At 47.5% G+C, this 26276-nt stretch carries 18 protein-coding genes and 1 pseudogene; 10 read left to right on the forward strand and 9 right to left on the reverse strand.

The window, feature by feature from the left end:
• Positions 1–10: 10 nt before the first annotated feature.
• The 5 genes from dptF to ACT3TF_RS06525 are packed head-to-tail and all read left to right on the forward strand — an operon-like array spanning position 11 to position 9776.
• Positions 11–1609 carry a DNA phosphorothioation-dependent restriction protein DptF gene (gene dptF, locus ACT3TF_RS06505; protein ID WP_444671818.1) on the forward strand — a complete coding sequence of 533 codons (1599 nt, stop codon included), beginning with the start codon at positions 11–13 and terminating at the stop codon, positions 1607–1609.
• Positions 1606–2940 carry a DNA phosphorothioation-dependent restriction protein DptG gene (dptG, locus tag ACT3TF_RS06510; protein WP_444671819.1) on the forward strand — a complete coding sequence of 445 codons (1335 nt, stop codon included), beginning with the start codon at positions 1606–1608 and terminating at the stop codon, positions 2938–2940. Before dptF ends, dptG begins: the two co-directional genes overlap by 4 nt.
• Positions 2921–8032, forward strand: a complete 5112-nt coding sequence (gene dptH / locus ACT3TF_RS06515; RefSeq protein WP_444671820.1) for a DNA phosphorothioation-dependent restriction protein DptH — start codon at positions 2921–2923, stop codon at positions 8030–8032. Before dptG ends, dptH begins: the two co-directional genes overlap by 20 nt.
• Positions 8029–8613 carry a hypothetical protein gene (locus ACT3TF_RS06520; protein ID WP_444671821.1) on the forward strand — a complete coding sequence of 195 codons (585 nt, stop codon included), beginning with the start codon at positions 8029–8031 and terminating at the stop codon, positions 8611–8613. The genes dptH and ACT3TF_RS06520 overlap by 4 nt, the downstream gene beginning before the upstream one ends.
• Positions 8614–8624: 11 nt before the next feature.
• On the forward strand, positions 8625–9776 hold the full coding sequence (locus ACT3TF_RS06525) for a DGQHR domain-containing protein (protein ID WP_444671822.1): 1152 nt from the start codon (positions 8625–8627) through the stop codon (positions 9774–9776).
• Between the two features lie 206 nt (positions 9777–9982).
• Here ACT3TF_RS06525 and ACT3TF_RS06530 read toward each other — a convergent pair whose 3' ends face one another.
• The 5 genes and pseudogenes from ACT3TF_RS06530 to ACT3TF_RS06550 form a co-directional block, all read right to left on the reverse strand.
• The gene (locus ACT3TF_RS06530; protein ID WP_444671823.1) at positions 9983–10345 is read right to left on the reverse strand and encodes a DndE family protein; all 363 of its coding nucleotides are present in this window, start codon (positions 10343–10345) and stop codon (positions 9983–9985) included.
• Entirely contained in the window at positions 10342–12342 is a 2001-nt protein-coding gene (gene dndD, locus ACT3TF_RS06535; RefSeq protein ID WP_444671824.1) for a DNA sulfur modification protein DndD, read from the reverse strand. The genes ACT3TF_RS06530 and dndD overlap by 4 nt, the downstream gene beginning before the upstream one ends.
• Positions 12342–13865, reverse strand: a complete 1524-nt coding sequence (gene dndC, locus ACT3TF_RS06540) for a DNA phosphorothioation system sulfurtransferase DndC (protein ID WP_444671825.1) — start codon at positions 13863–13865, stop codon at positions 12342–12344. Before dndC ends, dndD begins: the two co-directional genes overlap by 1 nt.
• Entirely contained in the window at positions 13862–14938 is a 1077-nt protein-coding gene (dndB, locus tag ACT3TF_RS06545) for a DNA sulfur modification protein DndB (protein ID WP_444671826.1), read from the reverse strand. Before dndB ends, dndC begins: the two co-directional genes overlap by 4 nt.
• 167 nt (positions 14939–15105) lie before the next feature.
• A pseudogene (locus tag ACT3TF_RS06550) lies at positions 15106–15216 on the reverse strand (transposase); the annotation flags it as partial.
• A gap of 301 nt (positions 15217–15517) precedes the next feature.
• Between ACT3TF_RS06550 and ACT3TF_RS06555 the strand changes: the two are divergent.
• A complete protein-coding gene (locus tag ACT3TF_RS06555; protein WP_444671827.1) occupies positions 15518–15805 on the forward strand; it encodes a type II toxin-antitoxin system HigB family toxin in 288 nt (95 codons plus the stop codon).
• Between the two features lie 4 nt (positions 15806–15809).
• A complete protein-coding gene (locus ACT3TF_RS06560) occupies positions 15810–16238 on the forward strand; it encodes a helix-turn-helix domain-containing protein (protein WP_444671828.1) in 429 nt (142 codons plus the stop codon).
• 91 nt (positions 16239–16329) lie between these two features.
• On the opposite strand, the gene ACT3TF_RS06565 is transcribed toward ACT3TF_RS06560, so the two are convergent.
• Complete coding sequence (locus ACT3TF_RS06565; RefSeq protein ID WP_444671829.1) at positions 16330–17952, reverse strand: BCCT family transporter; 1623 nt, start codon at positions 17950–17952, stop codon at positions 16330–16332.
• Positions 17953–18171: 219 nt separating this feature from the next.
• On the reverse strand, positions 18172–19479 hold the full coding sequence (locus ACT3TF_RS06570) for an ATP-grasp domain-containing protein (protein ID WP_096277309.1): 1308 nt from the start codon (positions 19477–19479) through the stop codon (positions 18172–18174).
• A gap of 628 nt (positions 19480–20107) precedes the next feature.
• Here ACT3TF_RS06570 and ovoA point away from each other — a divergent pair.
• Positions 20108–22255, forward strand: a complete 2148-nt coding sequence (ovoA, locus tag ACT3TF_RS06575) for a 5-histidylcysteine sulfoxide synthase (RefSeq protein ID WP_444671830.1) — start codon at positions 20108–20110, stop codon at positions 22253–22255.
• 99 nt (positions 22256–22354) lie between these two features.
• Here ovoA and ACT3TF_RS06580 read toward each other — a convergent pair whose 3' ends face one another.
• Positions 22355–22441 (reverse strand): hypothetical protein, encoded by an 87-nt coding sequence (locus ACT3TF_RS06580; RefSeq protein ID WP_441685660.1) that lies wholly within the window; start codon positions 22439–22441, stop codon positions 22355–22357.
• A 179-nt stretch (positions 22442–22620) separates the two neighbouring features.
• Complete coding sequence (locus ACT3TF_RS06585) at positions 22621–23895, reverse strand: O-acetylhomoserine aminocarboxypropyltransferase/cysteine synthase family protein (RefSeq protein WP_444671831.1); 1275 nt, start codon at positions 23893–23895, stop codon at positions 22621–22623.
• A 236-nt stretch (positions 23896–24131) separates the two neighbouring features.
• Here ACT3TF_RS06585 and ACT3TF_RS06590 point away from each other — a divergent pair, with 236 nt between their 5' ends.
• Both ACT3TF_RS06590 and ACT3TF_RS06595 read left to right on the forward strand, forming a co-directional pair.
• Positions 24132–24953, forward strand: a complete 822-nt coding sequence (locus tag ACT3TF_RS06590; RefSeq protein ID WP_444671832.1) for an IclR family transcriptional regulator — start codon at positions 24132–24134, stop codon at positions 24951–24953.
• Positions 24954–24959: 6 nt separating this feature from the next.
• On the forward strand, positions 24960–26249 hold the full coding sequence (locus ACT3TF_RS06595; RefSeq protein WP_444671833.1) for an NAD(P)/FAD-dependent oxidoreductase: 1290 nt from the start codon (positions 24960–24962) through the stop codon (positions 26247–26249).
• Positions 26250–26276 lie beyond the last annotated feature (27 nt).

The following is a 26276-nucleotide window of genomic DNA, read 5'->3' on the forward strand; positions in this document are numbered from 1 at the left end:
AGAAAACAACGTGCAGTTCAAACGGTTGCTAGACACTCTTGCTAGGTCATCGGCTCAAGCGGTCACCACGCTGGGACAGGGACAAAAAGAACAAGATGAGCTAAAAAACTACCTCTACGTTGAAACTGAAATCGAGAAAGATTTCAGAAGATTGCTGGAGTCCAACCCGACACAGGATACCGTGATTTTCCTATGCGGCTCATCCGGTGATGGCAAGTCGGAGATCCTCAAGCGCTATTACGAAAGTTACTCGAACAAGTTCAGGTTTCATTTAGACGCGACGCATGCCTTTAAGCCAGATCAAAATGCGATTGATGCTCTTGATCAACTGTTCGATGAGCATTATCAATCTGCGAAGCCATTGGTTATCGGCATCAATGTTGGGATGCTGTTCAATTTCTCGTCGCAAGGGGCTGCACGACACGAGGAAATCAAGAACGCAATTGAATCCTACCTGCAAAATGGGAATCAGACTGTATCCTCATACAAGTTCCTGAACTTTGAGAAGTACCCAAAATTCAGTATTGAGGATGGCAAGACTGGATCTAGCTTTATCAGCGAACTGATTGCTAAAGTAGTAGTTGCTCAGTCCGACAGCAACCCGCTATACCGAGCATATCTGGATGCGGCCCAAACGAGCCCTAGTAAACTGACTATCAACTATGAGTTGCTTCAGTATGAGCAGGTGCGCAAGCAAATTGTCCACCTGCTCCTTTCGGCGCGGCTAAAGTTCGATCACTTTCTTTCTGCTCGGGCACTTCTTGATTTTGTCCATCATTTGATCACCGGCCCAGGTTTACTTTTCGATAACCTATTCGTCGCTGGCCATAATGATTTGAGCGATGTGATCAGTCACTTTGACCCGTGTTCGGTTAGATCCCGCCTGATCGACCAGTTCCTAATACAGCACCCGCTAGGGATTAGAGAGGCAGCCTTCGACGAGTTCCAAAAATCCGTCTTTGAAAGCTTCGGCGTTTCGAATATTAATTCCGTAGGTTGGCTTAGATTTTTCTACCTTTTCCGGGATGTCGATATTGGAAATAACTTCCATAAGACCTTCCAAATCGATTTTCAGCAGCCGCTTTACGATAGATATATCGAAATTTGGCGTTTGCACAAGAATTACGATGGGAGCGCTGTGCAGCGCCATACGCTTCGGAGCTTCTATAAGGACGAACTTGTGTCCGCATTGTTTAGATTTGGGAACAGGTTGGACCCCTCGTTAACAACAAAGCAGCACTTGTTTTTATGCTCAAGAAATGGAGTTTTCGTTTCTGCGGCTGCGGATATTAAGCCAGATTTAAAAAGAATTGAAGGTGAGAGTATAGTTAATATACACGAGTTTCCGGTTTGTCTTAAAGTTGGTGACAAGCCACTTCGAAAATTCAATGTGAACTTAAGCTTTCTAGAACTGGTTTCTAAAATAAATGACGGCTATAGGCCTAATAAACACGACAAAAATACGATTGTGATATTGGAAGAGGTTATTGATGACGTAACGAAAGTAATACTCCGTTCAGGCAAAATTAATTTTTCTGATGGGCGCAATCAATTTTCCCTCACAAACGAAGTGGAAGATGACGAATTTCTTGTGGGGGGTAGCGAATGAGCGTTTCCAAGAATTTACTAAAGCTGGATGACCAGGTCATCCAAAATAAAAACTTTGTCAAAAATTTTCTGCCATTTCGATCCCAGTCTTCTGGTCTTGATTTCGAAGCGATAGCTGGAAATGTTCTTGCCACAGCTTTTCGAAAGCGACTTGGTAAAGATTCTACATTAGAGAGTTACAAATCGGCAGTTTTTGAGCGCTTGCGAAGGAAACTTACAGATCAAGAGTTCGAACCGCTCATCGAGAAAATGTATTTCAATAATGATGCCTCTGGACTTTTCAAAGTTTCACCAGAGTTTCTAATATTTAAAGCCGCCCAAGCTGAGGCTTCGACAAACAAGCATGTGGCCCAGATACTTATAGGTTTTATTGGCAATTCGAGTGATCGCTTTCGAAAGCTCAGCAGTGAAGTGAACTTCCTTGAGCAAGAGCTTTTAGAAGAGTTTCAAAAGCGATTAGTTGACCTCAGTGAAGCACCCGTCGAGTATCCATACTTGCCATTCGTCGCAGAATATTTTACTCAAGATCTAAGCTTCCTTTTGGAGCACCCAGGCTACTTTCTAGAAAATCTCAGACTGTTTTTTAATCTCTATACGTTTTTATACAGTTCCCAGCTGGCGTTGAATATCAATAGCTGGACAGAAGTACCTGAAAGTAAGCCTCTTTTCTTTATATTGGATTCTGAGAAAGCCAGCCTTGAGAGAAAGTACGTTAGAGAGTCGTTTCCTCTTCTTAAATCTAAGGCTTTAGATTTATTTCCATTACTCTCTATGCTGGAATATCTAAATAACCCTCAGGATAAAAGAGCCAATAAATTCCCCCTTTGGAAGGTTTTTTTAGATATCGATAATATGAGTTATTCAGAGAGGGCTGAGGTTGGAAAATCTTTGGCAGAACTCTGCCAAAGATATCGCAAAAGACGAGAACTTCCTGAAATTCAAGAATACCCTGAAAATATAAAAGGGTTGTTTGGGTTGCTCAGTCGGACAGCAAAGGAAATTTTCCAAAATAAAGGTACGAGTCAATATGATGTTAATACCAAGTTTGTGAATACCTTTGAGAACGAAATTGCGTCGGACTTTATCCAAGTTAGAGGGCGCTCTGGCAGAGTATTAACCATTTCCCAAGATTACCTTTTGTTACTTACAAACCTAGCAATTGGCAGGAAAAAGCAAGTTCAGTTTCAAGAGTTATTAAATGAGTTCAAGAAACGTGGGGTGTGGTTCGATAGGCAGTCAGAGCAGGCGATTATCCGATTTTTGGAACGAATTGGTAACGTCGAGAGAATGAGCGATAGCGGAGATGCGGTTTATGTCCGAAAAACACTTTGAAGCCTTCTTGGTAAGCAATCTACGTCATTGGCTTCAGTCCCGTATAGAAGCTGGCGCCCGGTATCAGTTCAAGTCACCAGATCCAGAAAACACGACTGGCCTTGTCTCTGAGTTACTAACGCGGAGCGATGGTCAACTACGTTATGGCGAGCATGAACTCTCATATCTCGAAGTTAATGACGTGCGTTTGCTGGTGGCAGGGCATTTGGAGCAGCCTGATATCCAGAACGGGTGTTACACAGAAAACTACATTTCAAACCTTCGGGATACCGTGGCAGCCCAGATGCCTCCTTTCGAGCGATGTGCTCTGCTAATCGTTCACAACAGCCTACTTGATACCCTGATTAATAGCGCTTTCGATCTGGCTCAGGGCGATGCTGTTTGGTCACCTCGTCAAACAAAAAATAAACTGGATCTATTGATATCTGATGGACATCAGAACCAAATTGCCTCTCGGTGTCTCTTGGAACACCAGGCTCGAATAATCACAGAAGAAGGCTCCAGTGTGTTCGGGTTTCGGCATCTCCATGACGCGTTACTGGACGGAGACTTACGTTTCCAGGAGCTAGGGTTGTTCAATGACCCTCAGGTGTTAAGCAATTCAAGCGAGAAGCAGGTACCGCGCCGACTGGAGTCAAATCGGCAGCTAAGGGAAGAGATAGAGTTTGCTGTTGAACATTTTCCGAATGACTTGGAAGATAAGCTGACGAAGTTTGGATCAAAATTCATACAAGAACATTTTGGAGAAGGAGCAGAAATTCCATGGACGGAACTCAACTACCAGGACTTTAGAGACGAAGAGGAGCACCAGAAAAAACTGACTCTCGACTATGCAGGTATCGAATTTAATGGCTGCGAAATTGACGTGCGAGACAAGAGAGATACCTCGGCTGGTAGGCGAGATAAACATCTCATTATTGAAGTTCCTAGTGGTCAGTACCTATTCAGTTTCAAGATCAGGTTTATTGGTCAGCGACTAGAAAAAAAGGAGCTTTTGATAACGCCGAAGGCAATGTCTGAGGTTATTGACATTGATTTCTCTTCTAGAGGCGATAAGTCGACATTCACTATCTCGGGATCATGCAGTGTTGAACCTGGATTTTTTAGCCTTAGACTCAATCGAGATTCTTCGAACGAAAAATACAGCTTCCATTGCCTGGTCGTCCAACAGGGAGACTTTCATCTGTCTGCCTTTGAGAATCGCTTTCTCATCGATAGAAAGAGGAGAGCGCTCGTACTTCAGGCAGACCAGCATTGCCTTGACGTTAATCCTGACCTAACCACCGAAGCGGTGTTATCCGACAGTGGTGAAACAATTGATATAAATTCGGTGGGAAAGGTCGATTTCGATCAGCTCTATGATGAGTCTGACGAAGTTAATTTCACCCTGGCGAATGGTGACAGATCACTCTTTGTACTCGTCGAAGGTGAACCGAGCAAAGAAGCACTTCGACTACCAGTGATTTTTGACACAAGCCGGTTTGCCAGGCTTTTTAAAGACGATAATTTTAATGGTGTGTACCGGCCAGGAAAAGAGACGGTTGTCTTCGATAATCAAGAATCGGGGCCAGTATTCTTCCGAAAAGCCTTGCTTCAGGCTGAGTCGTCCTTCGTTAATGAAGAGTGTATTGAGTGGGACAATGATCGACGGAAAGGAACCCCACTTTCAAGTCTTTCATTTGCAGACGACAGAATATATCAAGCCTACAGGGCCCTTATTACTTACTTCCAAGAGCGCAAAACGTTGCCTTCGTTGGCTAGCTGGGGACCTGAACTCGTTTCCCTAGGTAAAGAGTATATTCAGGCTTGCGTTGATTACTTGGATCAAATTCAGAAGGGCAAGCCGCTCAACAGCTCTGAACGGCTTGTGATTCGTATCGGGCTGGCAACAGTAGAGGAGCGCCGATTTTTTACTCCGTTCCATCCGCTGGTGATGGCCTACTATCTAAATTTGGTTGAAGAAATTGTTGAAGATGGCGAGGCGCGTAGCTTTCGTGAACTACCAGAGGTTACTAAAGGACGATTAAATGCACGGGGATTGATCCCTCATCTTTTCGACAAAGATAATCGTTATAGCTATACACAGGCAGTACCAGAGAATCCTCTATGGTTGGAGGTAGTGGCACATCAGGATACAAGCTTCGATTTTGTGATAAACCTTGTAAAGCACAAGATTGAGGAGTTCACGTCTACATTTGAGCAGCTATTCTGTCAGGTCGATGATGCCCCGCTGCTGATTAACTCCGTCAACAACACAGAAAACGCAGAGTTGTTTAGAGGACTGGTGTCCTACTATCAGGCGAACTTACTCGGCGGTTGTCACATACACGTCAATCTATACGACGAGGAGCTGGTCGAGACTGAGTTTGATCTTTTCGCTGAGCTGGGGATGTATGACGAAATCAAAGAACGGTACGGGCTCGATCGGGGAGCTGCACGTCGTAACGCCGATGCGGTAATTGATTTGCTGCGGACAAGGCTAACGTTTAGCAAGTTTCAGCATAACCATGTGGAAGAGCAAGCTTATGCTCATCTGACATTCTTCAAGAATGATCAGAAAGTGGAAGCTGTTGACAATAACATTGATGAACACCTCTCGGGTGTCGCTTGTGCTGGAATATTATCAGGTGAGTCTTCGAGGAGCGAGGGCGACCAATACTTCACGGCATTTGGCTTGAAAGGTGTTGATTACAGCTCTTTACCTCACCTGAAGCTGGCTAAGTTAATAGGAACGCTTTGGCGTCCCTCTCAGTCGAAGAATGATGTCTATCATGACCATTCGGCTACTAGCCTAGCAGTGAGTCAGGAGTTTATGTCCTTATTGGAACGCTCTTACGATAGTTCTGTATGGACGACCATCATAGATCCAAAGGTCACGCTGAAGTTCTTTGAAGCCACCGAAGGCGTGATCTTGATTCATTACTCCGATCAATACACAAGTTCGTCGGGTTATGACGCGATCACCGTAACCAAACAAGTTGATCTTTATAAGAACGTCTTGGGCAATGCTGGCAATGAATTAATTCGAGAGTTCAATGCGTTCAATGGTGAATGGTTGCTCAGACTGATTACCGATCCCTCGAAAGAAAAAATTGCGAAAGAAGGCATTATCGGTGCCTATAAAATCGTTAGTGCCCTTTTGGCCGAATCAGATGTCACGTGGATTCCTATCTCTGTCGCCGAGATGATAAGAGTGGCTGGCAATATTGGCCTTGCGATGACCGATAGTGATTTCTCGCGCCACAATCGCAAGATTAAAAAAGGTGCAATTTCTGACGACATCTTGTTCGCAGGTTTTAAGGAAGGACAGCTCTACCTTTTACCTGTGGAGGTAAAAGCTGGGGGCCGCCCTGATTTCTCCAAAGCGAGAGAGCAGGCGCTTGAGTTGAAGCGATACATGGAAGAAGACCTCCTGGGGCCGGATACGCTTGCGTCGCGTCTCTATCGCGGACTATTCATTCGCCAGGTGCTTCTTCAAATCGAGAAGTATCAGTTGTATCAAGTGTTCGAGGGTAGCCATTTTACGGACTTCCTTAACCATCGCGAAGAGTGGCTAGAAGGGCAGTATGGAATTGGTCAGCTGCCGAATTATCCCAGCGCCATGGTCGTTGCCCATATCAATAATGAATCCTGTTTTGAAGAGAAGTACGAACTCACGGAGGGTATTTTACAGGCTGAAATACCGATGGGGCTTCTCGATAAGCTGGTAAGAACCCCTTACCAAGAACTCAAGGAGAAAATCGACAATTCCTCACTTCTTCACGTGCCCAAGGAATATTTTCTGCAGCCTTTCACTGAACAAGAGCTTGCAGACGTGAAAGAAGATACAGCGAAGGAGTCTGGCTCTAATCAGTCGGAAACGGTTATGTACCCGTTTTCAAAGCATGATAGTGGTGTCTTCCCTGCTGTGGCTGATGATCCTTCCGAAGAGAGGGTAGGCAATTCCGTACCTGCGACACCCGCCGAGCCACTCAAGGTCGAGTTTGGCAAGAATGTTCAAAGCGGTGATGTAATCTATTGGGAGCCTACGAATACCGAAAAGCTCTTCAATACGAATACCGGAATTATTGGCACGATGGGCACCGGTAAAACTCAGTTCACCAAATCGATGATTACCCAGCTGGTGCGTAATCAACAAAACAATGTGGGTGGTACTGACATTGGCATTCTAATCTTCGACTACAAAGCTGACTATATTAAGGATGAGTTTGTAGAGGCCACCAATGCCAAGGTATACGACCTGTTCCATTTACCATTCAATCCGTTCGCAGTATTTGGTAACCGGCCAATGCAGCCGATGCATACGGCCAACCTATTCCGCACCACCGTAGCTAAAGCATTTGGACTTGGCCCAAAGCAACAGAACAAAGTGCGTACTCTCGTGATGGATGCGTATGAAGCAGCTGGTATATCTCCGGAAGATCCTTCTACCTGGGGCAGGTCAGCTCCAACACTTGCAGATGTTTGGGCAGAGTTTCAGGCGCAGGAGAAGGTTGAGCAGGACTCCCTCTACGCTGCCCTAGACGATTTGATTGGTTTTAAAATCTTTGAGCCAGATACCAATAAAACTCAGTCACTCTATGATTTAGTAGACGGCGTAACTGTGATTAACCTATCGGGTTATGATCCCAGTATCCAGAACCTGGTTGTCGCTCTGACTTTGGATTTGTTCTATACCCAGATGCATCAGCAGGGTAGCTCAAAGTTGGATGGTAATTTCCGCCAGATATCCAAGATGATTTTAGTCGACGAGGCTGACAACTTTATGTCACAGGATTTTGATAGCCTCAAGAAAATTCTGAAAGAAGGTCGGGAGTTCGGGGTTGGTACCATTCTCTCAACACAAGAGCTGACACACTTCAAAACAAGTGATAATGATTATTCTACTTTGATTCTTTCTTGGGTGATTCACCAAGTGGTTAATATAAAATCACAAGAGATTAAAGCCATTTTTAATACTCAAGCTAAGAGTGATGAAGAGTACTTTATGATGCAAATCCGGAAATTGGAAAAGCATTATAGTTTATTTGTGGATGGAAAGAAGAAAGTAGCTAAGATGAAAGATTTGGCTTTTTGGGAGCTAGGTCAATGAGTTTTCGGAAAAAAATAGTAAGAAAATATAATGAGATTTTAGATAATACTCATTCTCAAACATTAATTGCTTGTTTTTGGATGCTTCTGGGTTCGTTTCTTCCTATTTTAGTCGATTCAGCTATAAAGTGCTGGATATTTTCAATAAGCTACTCGACTGCATTTTTAGGAAATATAAGAGGAGGCGAGGTTTTTATTTTAACAACAGCGATGATTACTCCCTTTTTTCTATTGCTAATTAAAAAGGTTACAGGTCGAGTGAACGTTAGGTTCAAAATGTTTTCTTGGTTCTTTTTCTTTTCTTTGTTCTCATTGATTGGAGGGGTGTTAAGCTTTTCCTATTTTAGAATAGGCACAATAATAAGTTCAGGAGAAACGAATTTAAGTGAAGATGATAATGAGTACTTAGTTGATCTGTTTAGTTATGATCTTACGCTTGTAGGTTTGTTGATATATGTCATATCTTTAATAGTCTGGTATTATGCTGCTTATCATGAAACGCCCCCTTCGCCTGAAAACCAATATAACAATAAAGTTACTTCTGCTCAAGCAAGCTTAAACGATAAAATTTTTGATAATTGAGGTTGGCGAAAATGAAATATTCTATAGTTTTTGACGCAATTAAAATTAGCCAACCTGTTGGGGATTTTTATTGCGGAGTTATGAATGCTGCCGATGTATCAAAAATTGCAGAAGCTGATGTTAGAAGAATCAAAGAAGATGATGTTGGTAAATATTTAGGAATTCAGAGAGAGCTTAAGCTTGATCGAGTAAAACAAATTAGTTCTTATGTAAAAGGTATTGATGCAACTTTCCCTAGCTCTATTATACTTTCAGTAAATGAGGATAACGTTAGTTGGAATGAAGAGCTAAAGGTGATAACTTTAACTTCAGATGAAGGGGAAGGGAAAAAAATAGCTTCAATATTAGATGGTCAACATCGGTTGGCTGGATTTAATACAAGCAACTTTGAGTTTGAAAACCCAGATGGCTCTAAATCTCCTTTTCAGCTTTTAGTTACCATTTTTGTTGGAGCTGATATTTCGACTCAAGCAGGGATATTTGCTACTGTAAATCTTGCCCAAACTAAAGTTAATAAAAGTTTGGTTTATGATTTGCAGGCACTAGCTGAGGCTAGAAGCCCTGAGCGAACTTGCCACGATATCGCTGTGATACTCAACAAAGAACCCAAAAGCCCTTTTTATAGATCGATTAAAAGGTTAGGTGTTGCTACTCCTGGAGTAAAAGGAGAATTTCTGACACAGGCAGCTTTTGTTGAGAATGTTGTAAAACTCATATCTCCAAGCCCTAAAGAAGATAGGGATTATTTTTTATCAGAATCAAGGTTTTGGAATAAGAAGAAAGAACTGTCACACTTGGATAAAGAAAGTCTTAAAAAATATTTTTTTAGAAAGGCTTTCGTCGAAGACCGTGATGAAGTGATAGCATCAAATTTATTAAATTTTTTTAATGCTGTTAATAGCAAATGGCCGAAAGCTTGGTCAAAAAGTGAAAAAAAATCTTCTTTAAATAAAGCTATCGGCTTCAATGCCCTGGTTCGGATATTTAAAGATCTATATAGATTGGAAAACCCGAGTTTTGAATGGGATGCGGTTATTAGTGTTGACAGCTTCTCAAAAGCATTTTCTAAGTGTGATTTGAGTGACCAATTCTTTATAGATTTAGAGCCTACAAGTAGGTCGGCTAAAGTTATTTATGATTCAATATCTGAATTTCTTGATTGATAGGTGATTTTGAATTTCTTGTTGATGGTTAAATGTTATTAGGTTAATTTTAAGTCATTAAAATAAATAGAAGTTGTGGAGACTCTGTCTATGTTAAGCGCAGGCTGATATTTTAAGGGTGTTATAAATGGTTGCTTATATGGTTAATGTAGATGCCCGCTAAAGTAGTCGGGCATATATGACATGGTCTTAAAAAGTATATAATATTAAAGATTTTTAGCGAAAAAAGTATGTATGTCGAGTAGGCTTTTTACGTGCCCCATCTTATGCAAACCGCTGTCAATTAGTGAACGTAGAATGTCTTGGATATTAGAGTCGATTCCTTGTTCAGCACAGAACTGCCGGATTAAGGCTTCATATATTTTTTCCTGATCACCAAATAGCACGTCACGATTAATTACGTGAACTTGCTCAGGTTTACTCTCATTAATCGCAGCTGTATGAATATCACGCAACGCTAGCGAAATCGCCATACGTGCAATAATGTTCGGTGTTAGACGCGTTCTTGTTTGCATATATTGCAAACGATCCCAGGTTTTCTTACTCAACTGGATGCGAAAAGGAATCATATTAGCTCCGACTCCTGCTTTTGCCAGAAATAGCCTTCACGAACCTGAGTAGCTCCTGCTCTCGGGTCATATTCGAGCTTATAGGCACGCGAAATATCTGGTGATAGAGCTGCATAAAATGCTTCGTCGACTTCCGTATCTGTCGAAAGAACAATCATTTGATGACTCGCGGTTGGAAAATAACCTTCGATTAGCTTTGTTCGATGCTCCGAGTCTAGCCGCCCTAGAGGGGTATCAACGATCATCGGCAGTTGGCGTCCTGAGGTCTTTGCCAATGCTTCGAGCACTGCGATCGCAAAAATCTGCTTTTCTCCGGCTGAAAGCTCATCTTTTGCAATTCCTCGACCTTTACCAGAGAGAAGACTTACATGAAAAGTTTTGGGATCGATGCGGATCTGTAGTTCCAAGTCTTCCTTACGTGCAAGCTTTGCAAAGCATTCCGTGAACTGTACTTCAAGGTCTTGAATTTTTGCTTTAGCTGTCTGGTCTACATAGTCGTTTAGAAGGCCATTGGCATTGTTTATGTAGTCGAGTACACGTTTTTGGTCACTTAATTTCGCAGCAGTTTCGTAAAGTCGATCAAGTCGTCGGGCAACATCAACAGCTTCATTCGCAGTCTCTTTACCTTGTTTTCGAAGGGTATCGATTTCAGCGTCTAGCCTGCCAAGCTTTTGCTGTAGCTGCTGAAGATTCTCGAAATCCGTCGCGATCAGTGAGTCATCTGGTGCGCGCGCTAGTGAAGCACCTATCTCATCAAGAGCCGCTTCAATTTCTTCTAAAGAAGTGAATAAGGTTGATACTTCTTTTCGCTGCTTTCGAGCCTGATTAAATGTAGTGAAAAGGTGACCTGCTTGCGAAGGTGTCAAATCATGTATTGGCTGATCGAGGCTCCGATCTTTTGAAGATAGATCAAGCGTATCTAATTCATTGAGAACAATGCTTAAAGTATCATCCGTTAACTTTGAATCAAGCGACTCAATTAGTTTTGTACGATACTCTTCATGAATTCTATGCTCCTGAAGAAGACTGTGAAGGTTTAGGTCGCTCTCTATTTGGGTCTCCGTCCTTACACAGAACTCCTCTGCAAGTGCGATAGGCGCCGCATCAGATACTAGGCTATTAATCTGAGAAACTAGATGTTCCCGCTTATCCTGCAGTTCTGACAATTCATCTACGAGCTGTGTTCGAGAGGCAGAAAAGTGTCCACCTCGATCATCAATCCCTTTTTGGATCTTATTAGCTCGATCCTGAATCTCAGCACGTTGAGCGCGAGTCGTAGTGATCTCTTGTCGAATCGACTCGACACGAGTACGGCAATCCTGAAGGTTAGATTGTTCGGAACCTATTTGAGCTTGAATCTCTTGAGCTGATGATCGTTTGGTCAGGTTGCGGTTGAGAACCGTCAAATCGCCGGAAAGCCTTTCAACTACGTCCAGTCCCAGAAGCTTCTTAATGGATTGCTCTAAAGCGGCTCCTCCTGTGTCATCCGCTAGTTGAGCTATCTTTTCACCATCGAAAAAGAACAAGTCAGATACGCCAGCAGGAATAAGTTCATTAAGAAAATTTTGTGCTTGGTCGTAATTGAGACCTTTAATAGGGGTGCCGTCCTCAAGGATTGTCAGAGTTTCTTTGACACTGCTTCCCTTCCGTTGCCATTCACGTAGAATATGATATTGGTTTTCCGTGCCAAGCTTGGCATACGTGAACGTTAGCTCAACAGATGCCTGGTTCGCAGAGCGGTCAGTCTCTTTTGAGTGATGTAGGGCGTCCAGGAGAAACTCATCGTACCGTTTCTGAGAAACGGTAGAGCCAAGACATAAGCGCCCGTATAGGGCAAGCCTGACGCCTAGAAGAATACTTGTTTTACCTGCGCCATTTAGCCCTCCAAAGAGAATGATGGGTCGGGTTTTTCCGAAATGTTTTTCGGGAGCTAAATTAAAATGATTGGTGCCTGCATAAACTCGGAAATCGGTCAGCGTCAGCTCTTTGATAAGCATTAATGCAAAAACTCTGAAAATTCGTCTTTTACTTCCTCAACGTACAACTTGCCACGCTTGCGAAAGGACTGATTACGTTCGTTGATAGCCTCAAGCTCTTCCCAATCGCGCTGAAGGATGCTTTCTAAGCTATTTAAAATACCTCTACGTTTTCCAAGGCCCGACACCTGAAGCTCTGCTTCAAGCATCTTCCGGATTAACGCAGACGGAACGCCGTATGTTTCGGAAAGATTTTCCAATGTTTCCGAATCAGCGCGCGTGAAGGCGCCAGCATCGTCTTCCACCCACTCAAGGTCTTCACCATATACGTCACGGTATATATGGGGTAGGGAGTCTTCCCAATCAGGTTCGTTTGGATCTCGCAGCCACTCTCTTCTGATCAAATGCAATTCAGGTCGCGTGATCAGTTCGATGGACTCTCCGCTCTCGTTAATTTCTTTCTCAATGGTCAGAAGTTCACGAAGAAATTCTTGGCGCTTTGATAGCCAATAAGGGCCAGGTATGTGGCGAATTTCGTGAATGCTGTCATCGCTGATATCTCCTGAGTTGTATGACACACGACCAGTCCGGCGACGGAAGTTGCGATACTCCTCGGAATTTTCAGGTTGCCGAGATTGGTAGAGCATATTCCTGAAAGCCAGCAGAGGCTTCATCCAATTGGCTCCTGACTCGATCAATCCATGAAGCGCTTTGTCTTCAGTAACAACGGTGCAAGTCCAGCAGCCAAAGCGACTGTTGCCACAAGAGGGAGTGCTTTTGTCAATAACAATGGGGCATTCACCCTGGTTAGACCCTTTGTAAAGTTCTAGCAACTCTCTGTTAGAGCCGCCCCAGGGGCAAGGGGCGCTCATTAGATACATCCATACTTCATCTGCCGACCAGCTTTCGATTGGCATGTATGTGTATGCATTAGGCAATGAGCTATGGCGGCTTAAAGCAGAGCCGTCGATCTTGTGCTTAGAGATTACCTGGGCTCGTGAAGCACTTTCCTGGCTACGGGAGCCTAATACAACAACGGCCTCACCAAACTCAGCGACTTTATTCAGTATGAACTCGCTAACAGGGTCAATCTTCATACGCTCCGTACACCAACGGAAAGATTGGTTCGGCGCTGGGTAGCCACGGCCCAGTAAATTTACCCAAAAAGTTTGATCGGTTTTCGGCACCACGCTGTGAGCGCTCATAGGTAAGCTTTCACGGGGTGCGGACTCATTGATAGTGGCTATTACTCGCTTAATCATGTCAACAACGACAGGGGTTTCTACCAATGTGTCAGATGAAACGACATAAACATGTTTTTTGCGCTTCTCTATTGGTAGCTGAAGTAGCGCCATGTAGATAAGCGATAAAATGCAGGTGGAGTCTTTGCCACCGCTAAAGCCAATGATCCAAGGACGGTCATCGGAGCAGTAAATGGTCTGAATTTCTCGTACTAAATCCACGAGTGGACGGCCACCAATTGTGTAATCTTGAATCATGGAAAGGTGGTCTGAGAAAATAAATTTCTCTTCTGATGCCATCATTTGAACGACTCCTCGTATTCCTGCTCTGTAGGGGTAAGCGGAACACCGAGCTGTTGTTTGATGTAGTTGCCGCTGAGAACTACGCTGCTTCTTGCTTTGCTGATACGACCATGATGCATGGCGCGACCTTCCCAATCACTATTCGCGCGAGCCCAATCAATTTTTTGTAGGCCTTGTAGGATTCCACTCCACTGCGATTTGGGTTTGCAAATGAGATCAGCGCCTAGTTGTCCCATGGCCTGCAACATAACACCGTGAGCATGAACATATTGTTCTCGCAGGTCACAAGTGGCTACTTTCTTTTCTAGGGCTAGCTGCCAGTCCCTCATGTTTTCAGCTACTTCGTTCCAGAACTGAATCGCTAGTTCCTGTTCCTCTTCAGTGATGGGGGCATTCTTTCCCTTCATCAGCAAAGCTTTGGATGCATTTTTTATTGCTGACAAGGTGAAAAATTTGCTGCTTCGATTAGAGATACTTGATCTCTCCATTTCAGTTAGTCTCGAAAAAACTTTTACTTCTCGAACCACATTTCTAGCAAGTTCAGATAAAGCGTCTCGATGATCATAGAGTGTGCTAATTGAGTCGCTTGGGCGTACTGCGTGCTTGTTGAGGTCGGCGAACATTTGTTGACTGCGTTTAAGGCCGTCGTCGATGAAGAAAAGCACTGGGATATTGTCATACCCAAGTTCCGGATTTTGTTCTATCGCTTGTACGATAGCCTCGCGGCGGTGTTGGCCGTCGTTAATTAGGATCTTAGCGTCCATCGGAATAGATAGCAGTCCGAGGTTTTGTCCCAATCCAGTGTCAGTACTAGGCTCAAAAGACACCTGACCATCTACAGATGCAGTGATGCCAGAAAGTGTGTAGTCAGATGGGTTATCTACTAGGTAGCTCACTATGTCGGGAATGCGAGTACGGTTCAACACCCGCTGGGCTCTCAGCTCAGGAGGGACTTCCTGCCCATCAAAAATAAAAATTTTAGGTACTAATCGAAGAGGGCACATTGCTACGTAACATGGCCGTCCAGACTGAATGCCGCGAGCAGCGGGAAAAGTATGAGAGAACTCGGCCATGAAGGTCCTCGATGCCTGGAAGTTAAAATTTAAGTGGAAGTTAATTTACTAAATACAAACTTCCAGGTCAATGCGATGGTATCTCTATCCAACGACAGACACTATGACTCCACTGTTTATTTACAGGCTATGAGCATTATTTTTTGAAGAATTTAATTTATAAATTTAGTTGCACTGCTCATGCCATGTTCACGACATAGCTCTGGAACGGGTGCACCGCCTTCAGCTTGCTTGAGAATCGGCAGTATTTGGCTGTCAGGAAAATGTGATTTTTTCATGCAGAATCTCCCTGCGTTTAGCTTACGGAAAATTCTACTTTTGAGCACCCTGGTTTTGCGGGGGGATGACCGAGGTTCTTAAGCATCATATTCAACGTTTTACCTTCTCATCCAATCACGCAATATGAAGCCAATCGTTATAAAGATTTCCGGCTTTAGCTCTGCTGGCTACCTACCAAGACTTCGGTTAGATCTTCACCGGGGGCCACGTTACGGCAAGCACATCAAGTTTAAAAATAATAGCAAATTGCTATAAATAGCAATTTGCTATTATAATGTGGCCGAGCGAAAGGGGTTACGAATGCACGTGGTCACGCAAAAACGTATTTGGGAAGCGAAAGGCAAATGGCCGCAGTCGGCCAGCGCTTTATATGCATGGTTTCGTATCATGAAGGGTAGCGAACCTCAGAGCTTTGCTGAGATGAAAGAGATTTTCCCGGCAACCGATAAGGTCGGAAGCCTCCATGTTTTTGACATTGGTGGGAATAAGATTCGACTGATAGCCACCGTGCATTATCGCGCTAAGCGCGTTTTTATCCGCCATATTCTAGATCATCCAGAATATGACAAGGGTAAGTGGAAGGAGTGAAAATATGAATGCTGTTCTCGATCAAGCGGCTACTCACTGGCAGTACATTGCGCCTCTTCTCTCTGCGCCTGAGTCAGAGGATGAGTATGACGCGAAAGTAGAGGCGCTTGATGAAATTCTAAGCTTGATTGGCGATGATGAAACTCATTTTCTATCCAGCCTTGCGGCGCGCCTCGGTGATCTTCTAGAGGCATATGATGAGCGAGTACGCCCCATGCCCGTCGCTGGGGATACTGACGTGCTGCGCTATCTCATGGAAGAGCGGGGCATTACCCAAAGCAATTTGCCGGAAATTGGTGCTCAGTCTGTTGTTTCGTCCATTTTGTCCGGTAAGCGCCATCTTAACTGGCGCCAAATTTGTGGCCTTTCCGACCGCTTTAGTATTCCAACGGATGTTTTCAAGCAGGGTAAAATAGCTAGGGATATTAGCTAACGTTGATTAGAGCTTTCTTAGTTGCAAGAAAGGGCTGCGAGTAATCGCATGCCCCTTTTTTGTAACTTACTTTTGCCAATTCTGGTGTGGCTTACTCTCTCTGCTTCAACTCTGCCTGCCTAGGTGGGCTCCCTACCCGTACTTCGCTGAGATCCTCCTGAGAGAGGCCGCGGTAAAGCGAGAACATCATGATAAAGACCAGAATAAACATCGGTAGGCCGACAACGGTGATGACCTGCTGGAGTGCAGTCAGCCCGGCATCGCCTGCCAGTACAATGAGCATGGCAGCCAGCATCCCCTCAGAGACACCCCAGAAAACACGTTGATGCCAAGGGCCAGGGTCGGCGCTGCCGGTACACAGCATATCGACGACCAGTGACGCTGAGTCCGATGAAGTAGCGAAGAAGATCGCGACGATCACCACCGCTAAGCCTTTAATCAATGTCGCGGCCGGGAAGTTATCAAAAAACGCGAACATGGCGAGCGGGATGCTTTCGGCGACAGCCGCTGACAATATGCCCGCTTGATCCCCCAATGCCGCTCGGGCAGCGGGCCCAATGCCGTCAATCTCCATTGCCGACCAGCCAAAGATCGCAAACCAGACCAGCGTAAAGATAGAGGGGGCGAACAGCACGCCAAGCACGAACTCGCGGATCGTCCGCCCGCGAGAAATCCGCGCCACGAAGATACCGATGAACGGTGACCAGGTGACTGTCCAGGCCCAGTAGAACACCGTCCAGCTGCCTTGCCAGCCCCAGGCGCCGCCTTCACTGGAATAGCGTGCCAGTGTGTCATTCCAGAACGCCATGGGCAGCAGGTTGGTTATGTAGAGGCCAAAGGTTTCGACCACGGCGCGCAAAAGAAAAACGGTCGAGCCGGTAAAGAGCACAAACAGCAGCAGGCCAACGGCCATACCAATATTGATATTGGAGAGCAGTTTCACGCCTGAATCCAGCCCCGCCACGATTGACCCTACGGCCACGGTGGTAAGCACAGCGATGATCAGCACTTTTGTTATCACCGCATCCGGAACCCCCCACAGTTCCGTTAGCCCCGCATTGATCTGTTGGGTGCCCAGCCCGATAGAAACGGCTACGCCAAAGAGCGTGCCGAGAATGGCAAAGATATCGAGCGATTTACCGATGGGGCCGTAGATACGTTCACCTAAGAACGGATAGAAGACCGAGCTGAAACGCATTGGTAGGTTGTAACGATAGATAAAGTAAGCAAACGCCAGTCCCGGCATGGCGAAAATTGCCCAGGTATGTAGCCCCAGGTGATAAATCGCAAAGCTCATAGCATCGTCAGCGGCTGTTACAGAGAATGGCTCGACATCCGACCTTGGAGGATTGGCAAAATGAGAAATCGGTTCGGCGACGCCCCAAAACATCAGCACCGTACCGATACCGCCCGCAAACAGCATGGCGAACCAGGAAACGTTGGTATACGTCGGTTTCGCATCATTTCCGCCTAAACGAATCGCACCATAACGGCTCATCGCCACCCACAGCAGAAATGCTACCCAGGTGGTTACCCCTAAAATAAAAAACCAACCGAGGTTGGTGACGATCCATTCACGCCCCGCGCCGAAGGCTGCGCCTATGGCGTCTGGCGCAATTAACAGCGCCACTAAAAACAGGATCATGATTCCGGCCGATGTGAAAAATATGGTGGGATCTGTCCTGAGGCCCAGCTTTCGCGCAAGTGCATCCATTGTTATAGCTCCCTATGTCTTTACGACTTTCTTTTACGACTTTCTTTTATGACTTTCTTTACGACGCTGGTTTTCAAACCGGCCTTTAAAACACGCCCTTAAAACAACGTAGGAGCTATAGGGCGATTACGCCACGCCGGCAAAAAAATACGCGCTGTCAGCATCGCTTTCTGATGCCAATAGCGCGTCTATAGAGGCGCGTGCTGTTTTAACGACTCTCTACACGTAGAAGTCGAGGTCCTCTTGCGCTTTGAGCAGATCGCGCATCTTGATGGGGTCATCACCAAAGAAGAAGACCAGGCCCCAGTGCGTGCCGAAAGCAGACCGGTCAGGCACCGTCTCTTCCGTAGGCGCTACTAGCTCATGTGACTCGAAATAGGGGTGATCAACGCACTCTGTAGGCATTTCCAGTTTGCTGACAACACGACGGCGCGGGTAGACACCAAAGCAGCCTGCGTAACCCTTCGCATCGACCACTTCTTTGGGGAAGAAAGCTGCTACTTCCTCTTTCGTGCTTTTCGGATCGAACACTAGCATGGACGCCTGATAGGCATTGAAGCCGTAGGCTTTTTCGATCAGTTCAAACGCCTTAAACCCGGGTGGGCGGTAGGCCACCTCGCCAAAGTACATTTCACCATCAGCGGTGACGAAGTACTCGGGGTGAATCAAGCCAAACTTGATATCAAACGTTTTAATCAACAGCTCAATCTGCTTGGTGATCGCATTACGCCAGCTTTCAAGCTCTGCCGTCGCCGGTACGAATACCGAATAGCCCAACGTTACGTATTCAGAAATGTTCAGGAACTGGATTTTACCATCATGAATCCAGGCCTCAACGGCGAACTCCCAACCATCCAGATGGCTTTCCATCAATAAGGGATATTCTTCGGCCGGAATGTTGTCGATTTCTTCGAGCGTGCGGATCATTCGGTGACCGAGGCAGCCGGCTTTGTCGAACGCCTTAACGTGAATCGGGTCGTTCGGGTCGCCATCAAGTTTGAGCAGCGTTTGGTTCACGCGCTTCATGAAGCGAACGATGTCTTCTTTCTCGTGGGCCTCTTCGAAGATACCGACACGGATACCGCCAAGCTGCGCGCGACGCTTCATTAAGGCCTTGTCGCGGAACAGAATGGATTGACCAAACATGCGAGGGCTATCAAGGAGGACGGAGTTGATCGCACCGGACCACTCAACGGTCTCTTCAAACAGCGGAATGGCGATATCGACGCCTTCTTCCTTCAACCTCTCGGCGATTTCCATGGACCGATCATTCAACCGGATAAAATCCCAAGAGATAAAAGGGATATTGTTGGCGGTGCAAAAATCCGCCGCCCACTCGGGGGCAATCACGATATAACGGCGGTCAAATTTTTGCGCCGCTTTAATGGCATTAATACTCCAGCCAAGCAGGGCGATATAGCCTTTATTGGGATCTTTGGGCGTCTCGGTGCCTTTAACCGAGTCCATTTCTGGATCACGCCAAGCCACTACTGATTCGGGCAACTGCTTTTCTGATGTTATCGACATTCAATGTCCTCCGTGCTGGTTGACCCAGGCTGACTGCGCGGCGGTTGGAGCGCACCAAATAGGCGCAGTCGCAGTCAGTCATGTTCAGAAGCGAGTGAGTAAACCAGCATTAGAAAAGTTTTAGCGCACCCGTGGTAACAAAGTTAGTTGAGATCGTTACAGTTAGCAATTAGGTTGTAGAGTATCTGTGGAATTAATGTAGAGGTTTTCTCGCTGCTGAGGAGAGGATTATTGTCTAAAGAGAACGGTATGACATACGCCGTTGCGTTACGCTTTGCAGCCCATCACTACTCTGCATTTGAATCCCATTTATTTAGAAAAATACTTCCTTATCAAACCTTTGAAGTCCGATAGCGTGCACTCGTCTGTGCCCCCTGCCTACTGGAAATCAGCGTTTCGAATCACTCTTTTAAAGGCCTGCTATGAGATGCCTTTTGATGTATAGAAAGTTGTTGTACAACCAGAGGTAGATTTTGTAGGAGTTTTTGGTTTTTAATGCCTTATTATGTTTACCTGTACACCTAGTGTCAGTTGCTGCAGCGGAGACACGACGATTACCAAAAGAGTGGTGGCTATCGACATTTGTGAGTGTTGTCATCGTCACTTAACGATAAAGGCGCTTAAAAATATGACCTCTACACGTTCCTCTACTGGGCGAGAAGCATCGATGTCGCCTGATCTATTTCCTCGTACTGTCATGTTGGCCGGTAATGATCCGGAAGCAACGCGCCGCAGCATTGAGGCCTGCTTCACTGCCACCTTCGATCGATATGAGTCACTGTTTACAACGCTTGCCAGCGAAGAGGCCTACCGGCGTAAGTCGATATCTCTTCGGCATCCGCTAATGTTCTACCTCGGACATACCGCGACATTCTTCGTTAATAAGCTGGTGTTGGCTAAGCTCTTACCTGCTCGAATAGACGCGAACATGGAGTCTATTTTTGCGGTTGGCGTCGATGAAATGAGCTGGGATGACCTCAATGATGCCCACTATCAGTGGCCGTTGGTCAGTGAGGTGATGGCTTATCGCGCGAAGGTTCGCGCCGCGGTGCTCGCTTTGATTCGTGAGCTGCCCGTTTCGCTGCCCATTGGTTGGGATAGCCCCTTCTGGCCTATCGTCATGGGGATCGAGCACGAGCGTATCCACCTTGAAACGTCTTCGGTGTTGATTCGCCAGCAGTCACTCGATCTGGTGTCACCACAGCCTGAGTGGGCGCCTATTCGCACCGCCGGTGAGCCGCCGGAGAACACGTTGATCACGGTGCCTCAAGGTGAGGTGACGTTAGGCAAGTCGTTTGATGACCCATGGTACGGCTGGGATAACGAGTACGGTCATCACCGTGCCGACGTTGAAGAGTTTAAAGCGAGCCAATTCCTGGTCAGTAATAACGAGTTTCTGGAGTTTATTGAAGCCGGTGGTTATTTGACCGACTCCTTCTGGTCGGAAGAGGGGTTAGGCTGGCGCAATTTTGCCAAAGCGACCCATCCCACCTTCTGGGTGTGGAAAAACGAATGGCATCTGCGCTTGATGACCGAAGAGGTGACAATGCCTTGGGATTGGCCGGTTGAAGTCAACTTCCACGAGGCTAAAGCCTTTTGTGGTTGGAAAAGCGAACAGACGGGTCAGCCCGTGCGTATGCCTACGGAAGATGAGTGGCATCGTTTGGCGGATGAAGCGGGTGTGTCCGAGCTGGAAAATGACGCGCCTGCCAATGCCAACCTGCATTTAGATCACGGCGCTTCTTCGTGCTCTGTAACGCGCTTCCAGCATGGCCAGTGGTTCGATGTGGTGGGCAATGTGTGGCAGTGGGTGGAAACGCCCACCTACCCGTTCCCAGGCTTTGATGTGCACCCGCTGTACGATGATTTCACCACGCCGACGTTTGATAACCAGCATAACCTGATCAAGGGCGGTTCCTGGATCTCCTGCGGTAATGAAACGCGGCTTAACGCTCGCTATGCGTTTCGGCGGCATTTCTTCCAGCATGCGGGCTTTCGCTATGTTGTGTCCGACGCCGAAGTCACGCTACCCAGCGCTTATTACGAAAGTGATGCGCGCATGTCGGAGTACGCAGAATTCCATTACGGCGATGAGTGGTTTGGCGTTGCCAACTTCCCGCAGGCACTGGCAAACAGGGCATTAGCCAGTATGGCTGGCCGACCCAAGAAACGCGCGCTGGACCTGGGATGCGCCAGCGGGCGCTGCAGCTTCGAGCTGGCCCGTGAGTTTGAACAGGTAGATGGAGTGGACTTTTCCGCCAACTTTATTCGCCAGGGTGTCGAAATGGCGGAGCAGAAAGTGCTGCGTTATACCCGTGCAGAAGAGGGCGAACTCGTCACCTACCAGGAACGTACGCTGGCAAGCCTTGGGCTGGAAGACGTGGTCGAACGCATAAGCTTTCAGCAAGGCGATGCGTGCAACCTCAAACCACAATTCAGCGGTTACGATTTAGTAGTGGCCGCTAATCTGATTGATCGGCTGTATAAGCCTGCACAGTTTCTGCAGACCGTGCATGAGCGGATCAACGTGGGCGGCATCCTCATGATCGCCTCGCCCTACACGTGGCTGGAGGAATATACGCCGAAGGAGGAGTGGATTGGAGGAATCAAGAAAAACGGCGAAAATGTCAGCACCTTGGATGGCCTTAAGGCGCTGCTTGAACCTCATTTCCGGATGATTAGCGATCCCGAAAAAGTCCCCTTTGTGATTAGAGAGACCATGCATAAATACCAGCACAGCCTCTCGGAAGTCACGCTATGGGAACGTCGTTCCTAACGAGGCATTCAGCACTTTGGGGGTAAACTAAGTGCCCAATGGCCCGGTTAATCGACACGTGTTCGGTTAACTGGGTCTTTATAGTGTTGACAGGCCTTGCTAGAAGATCAGCATTAGAAGGCCAATAACCACTATCAGGCCGATCATAAAGATGATACCGACGGTGCTAGCTAAAAATTTCAACATGCTCTTCTCCTTTGTGTATCTCGTTAGCTCATCCTGAGTTAACGCTGATTATGACTTTATCATAGAAGCCAACGTTAGTTCGCGCCAACGAAGTTTGCTACGCCGTTCTTTAAATAATCAGCTAATACAAGCGCACTGGAAGCGATTAGTTTAACTGTCCCAGCGCGCTTGGGGCACCGCTAGCCTTGGGAGGTGGCGAGCGCTTGGTCAATATCGGCCAGCAGGTCGTCGATATGCTCGATGCCAATCGACAGGCGCACCATGTCCGGGGTGACGCCGGCTTTTTGTAGCTCTTGGTCATTCAACTGGCGGTGCGTGGTCGAGGCCGGAATAGAGGAGCAGCTCTTGGCATCGCCAATATTAACCAGCCGCAAAATAAGCGAAAGCGCATCGTAGAAGCGCTCGCCAGCGGCTTGGCCACCCTTAATCCCGAAGCTAAGAATGCCCGAAGCGTGGCCATGCATATAGCGCTGGGCTAATGCGTGATCGGGATGGCTTTCCAGCCCGGCATAGTGCACCCATGCCACTTGGGAGTGACCTTCTAAATGCTTAGCAACCGTTAGCGCATTAGCGCAGATCCGCTCAATTCGTAGTGACAGTGTTTCCAGCCCCTGCAGAAGATTCCAGGCTGCTTGAGCAGACAGCGCCGCGCCCATATTGCGCAGCGGCACTACGCGTGCGCGGGTAATAAAGGCTGCATCGCCGACATCGCGGGTATAGCAAATGCCGTGATAGGAGACATCCGGCTCGTTCAGCAGCGGAAACCGGTTGGCATGTTCCGCCCACGGGAAGTTGCCAGAGTCTACAATAACGCCACCCACCGTGGTGCCGTGGCCGCCAATGTATTTGGTGGCCGAATGGACGACAATATCCGCCCCGTGTTCAATGGGCCGGCATAAAAACGGTGAGGCCGTGGTGTTATCCACAATCACCGGGACTCCGTGACGATGCGCGGCATCTGCAAGCGCCCGCAGGTCGACGATCCCGCCAGAGGGATTGCCGATACTTTCGCAAAATACTGCTTTCGTGCGCTCATCAATTAGCGCTTCGATGCCGGCAATGTCGTCTTTGTCGGCAAAGCGCACCTGAATGCCCTGGCGCGGCAAAGTGTGAGCGAACAGGTTGTAGGTGCCGCCATACAGCTCGCTAATCGAGACGATGTTGTCGCCCGCTTCTGCAATGGTTTGAATGGTGTAGGTGATCGCTGCCATTCCTGATGCTACCGCTAGGCCCGCAATACCGCCTTCCAGCGCGGCTACTCGTTGCTCTAGCACGGCGCAGGTCGGGTTCATGATGCGAGAATAAATATTGCCTTCCACTTTCAGATCAAACAGATCCGCCGCGTGTTGTGCGCTGTCAAAGGAAAATGACGTGGTCTGGTGAATCGGAACCGCAACAGCATTTTGCGAATCCGGTGAGTAACCATGATGGAGGGCGATCGTTTCAGGTTTCATAAAGGCAGCTCGTGAAAGAGAGGAGTAGCCCTGATCTTAGAGAAGTCGACGCGGGTGAGCCAACGTCGTTTAGTCGGATGCCCTGCCTCAATCGAAGGCCGAGTGAGGTCACTATGTATCGGCGATGGCCTGTTCGGCAGGCGGCTGTCAAGATTGCCGTGTCTCATTTGGTGAGATGAAATAGTAAAATTGTCTTGCTATGTTCTAAACCACACCAACAAAAAATGACGCGCGCCATGCCTGCACACATGCCTGCACACATGCCTTCACCCGGTAGAAATACGCAACAGACTCCCTCGACGTTGGTTCATGCCATGCAGGTGCTGCAGATCACGGCACGTTGCGGGCACCGTGGTGCCAGCATCAATGATTATCTCGATGCGCTCGAATTCAGTCGCCCAACGCTTTATCGATTATTAAAAGGGCTCAAGCAGCAAGGGTTTTTGCGCTCTTCTCCTGTTCGTGGGCGCTATCTATTAGGGTATGAACTGCTGGTGCTCGGCGCTCAGGCGGGCAATGGCGCCGGGCTGCGTGACCTGGTTCGGCCAAGGTTGCTGGCTTTAGCCCATCGTTGTGGCGATAGTTTTTATCTCTTTGCGCGCGATGGTTTTAATGCTGTTTGCTTGGAAGTACAGAACGGCGCCTACCCTGTGGGCAGTTTCGTTAGCGCTACGGGCGGCCGCCTGCCGTTAGGTGTTGGCCAAGCATCTATCGCCTTGCTTGCCTATCTGGAAGCTGACGAGCGCAGCGATATACTCAGCCATAACGCCGCACGACTGCTTAGCGAATACGCGATCGCCGTTGCTGATGTTGAAGCGGAAATACACTATCTACTCACTCATGGCTATGCTCACGGCGTGGAGGGATCTCTGCTGCCCGAGTACAGCGGCTTGGCCATTCCTATCCTTGATCACAGTGGTCATCCTTTGGGTGCGATGAGCTGCTCGATGCTGAAATCGCGTATGACAGCTGACCACAAGGCGGACGTTCTCAAAGGCATGCAGGATGAAGTGGCTGCCATGGTTAACAAGGCCCACGGCCTTTTGTATTTGGATTGAATCATCATGAAACTCCTCACACACCCTTCCCATCAGCGCCCGTGCGGCTGGAATTCATGGCTACCTTCGCGAAAGGTGCGCCCAGCGTTAAACGGTCAGTCTGAGGCAGAGGTGGTCATCATCGGCGCGGGTTATACCGGCTTTGCGGCGGCCACTGCCTGGCAGCAAGCGCAGCCGGATGATCGCATCAAAATTCTTGAGGCTGATCGAGTCGGTGAAGGTAGCCCGGGGCGCAATTCTGGCTTCATGTTGGAAATTGCCTTAGCGAACGACGCTCGGCCCGAAGAGCTTGAGCGCATGGGGCAGTTAAACGCGTTGAGCCGGCAAACGATGGCGCTGCTACGTGAGCGTGTTGAGCGTCTAGGTATCGACTGCCAGTTAGCGCATAGCGGCACCTACCGAGCGGCCAGAAGCGCGATAGGCCAGCGTTCACTTAAACAGTACGAAGACTTTCTTAACGCTGCTGGACTGTCCTATCAGACCTTAAGTGGGGGCCAGCTCGCTGAAAAAATTGGTACCCATTATTACTCGCATGGCCTTTATTCGCCGGACTGTTATCTGGTCCAGCCAGCCGCATTGATTACGGGCTTGGCAGATTCGTTGGAACCCGGAATAGAGCTGCACGAATATTCGCCCGCCACGCAGATTGTGCCTGACGGCAAAAAGTGGCGTGTTTCGACCTCGGAAGGTGAAGTATTGGCTGGGCGAGTGATTCTCGCCAATAACGCTTTTTCGAGGGCTTTCGGTGCCGACTCTTCGCGGCTAACGGCTATTTATACCTATGCCGCTATTACCGAGCCATTAGCGGAGCATGATCGTCAGCGTATTGCTGCTATAACCTGGGGGCTGCTGCCTGCGCACCGGCTGGGTTGTACGCTGCGCACCACGGCCGACGGGCGATTGATGATTCGTTCAGGCTACAGCTATGAGCGCGAAGCCGATAACGCGCGTGTCGAAGACGGATTAAGAGCAAGCCTTGAAGCTCGCTATCCCAACATCGCCCCCGTGCGCTTTGACCAGATGTGGGGAGGCACCACCGGGCTTACCTATAACGGCGCGCCATTCTGGGGTGAGATTCAGCCCAATTTGTATGTATCGGCAGGGTGTAATGGTGGCGGGATCGTCAAGGGCACCTTCCTAGGCGATGCGCTGGCGCGCAAAGCGTTGGGACAGCCCGTTGAGGATATTGCGTCGCTGTTTGGCACCGCTAGTTGGATGCCGCCTGACCCTGTGCGCCGGTTAGGGTTTTATCTAACCAGCCAAGTAGAGCGCCTCAAAGCGAAATCCGAAACCTGATCCCAACCTTTATTATAAAAAAGAGAG

The organism is Halomonas sp. AOP25-F1-15 (assembly GCF_052378675.1).
Classification (GTDB): domain Bacteria; phylum Pseudomonadota; class Gammaproteobacteria; order Pseudomonadales; family Halomonadaceae; genus Vreelandella; species Vreelandella casei.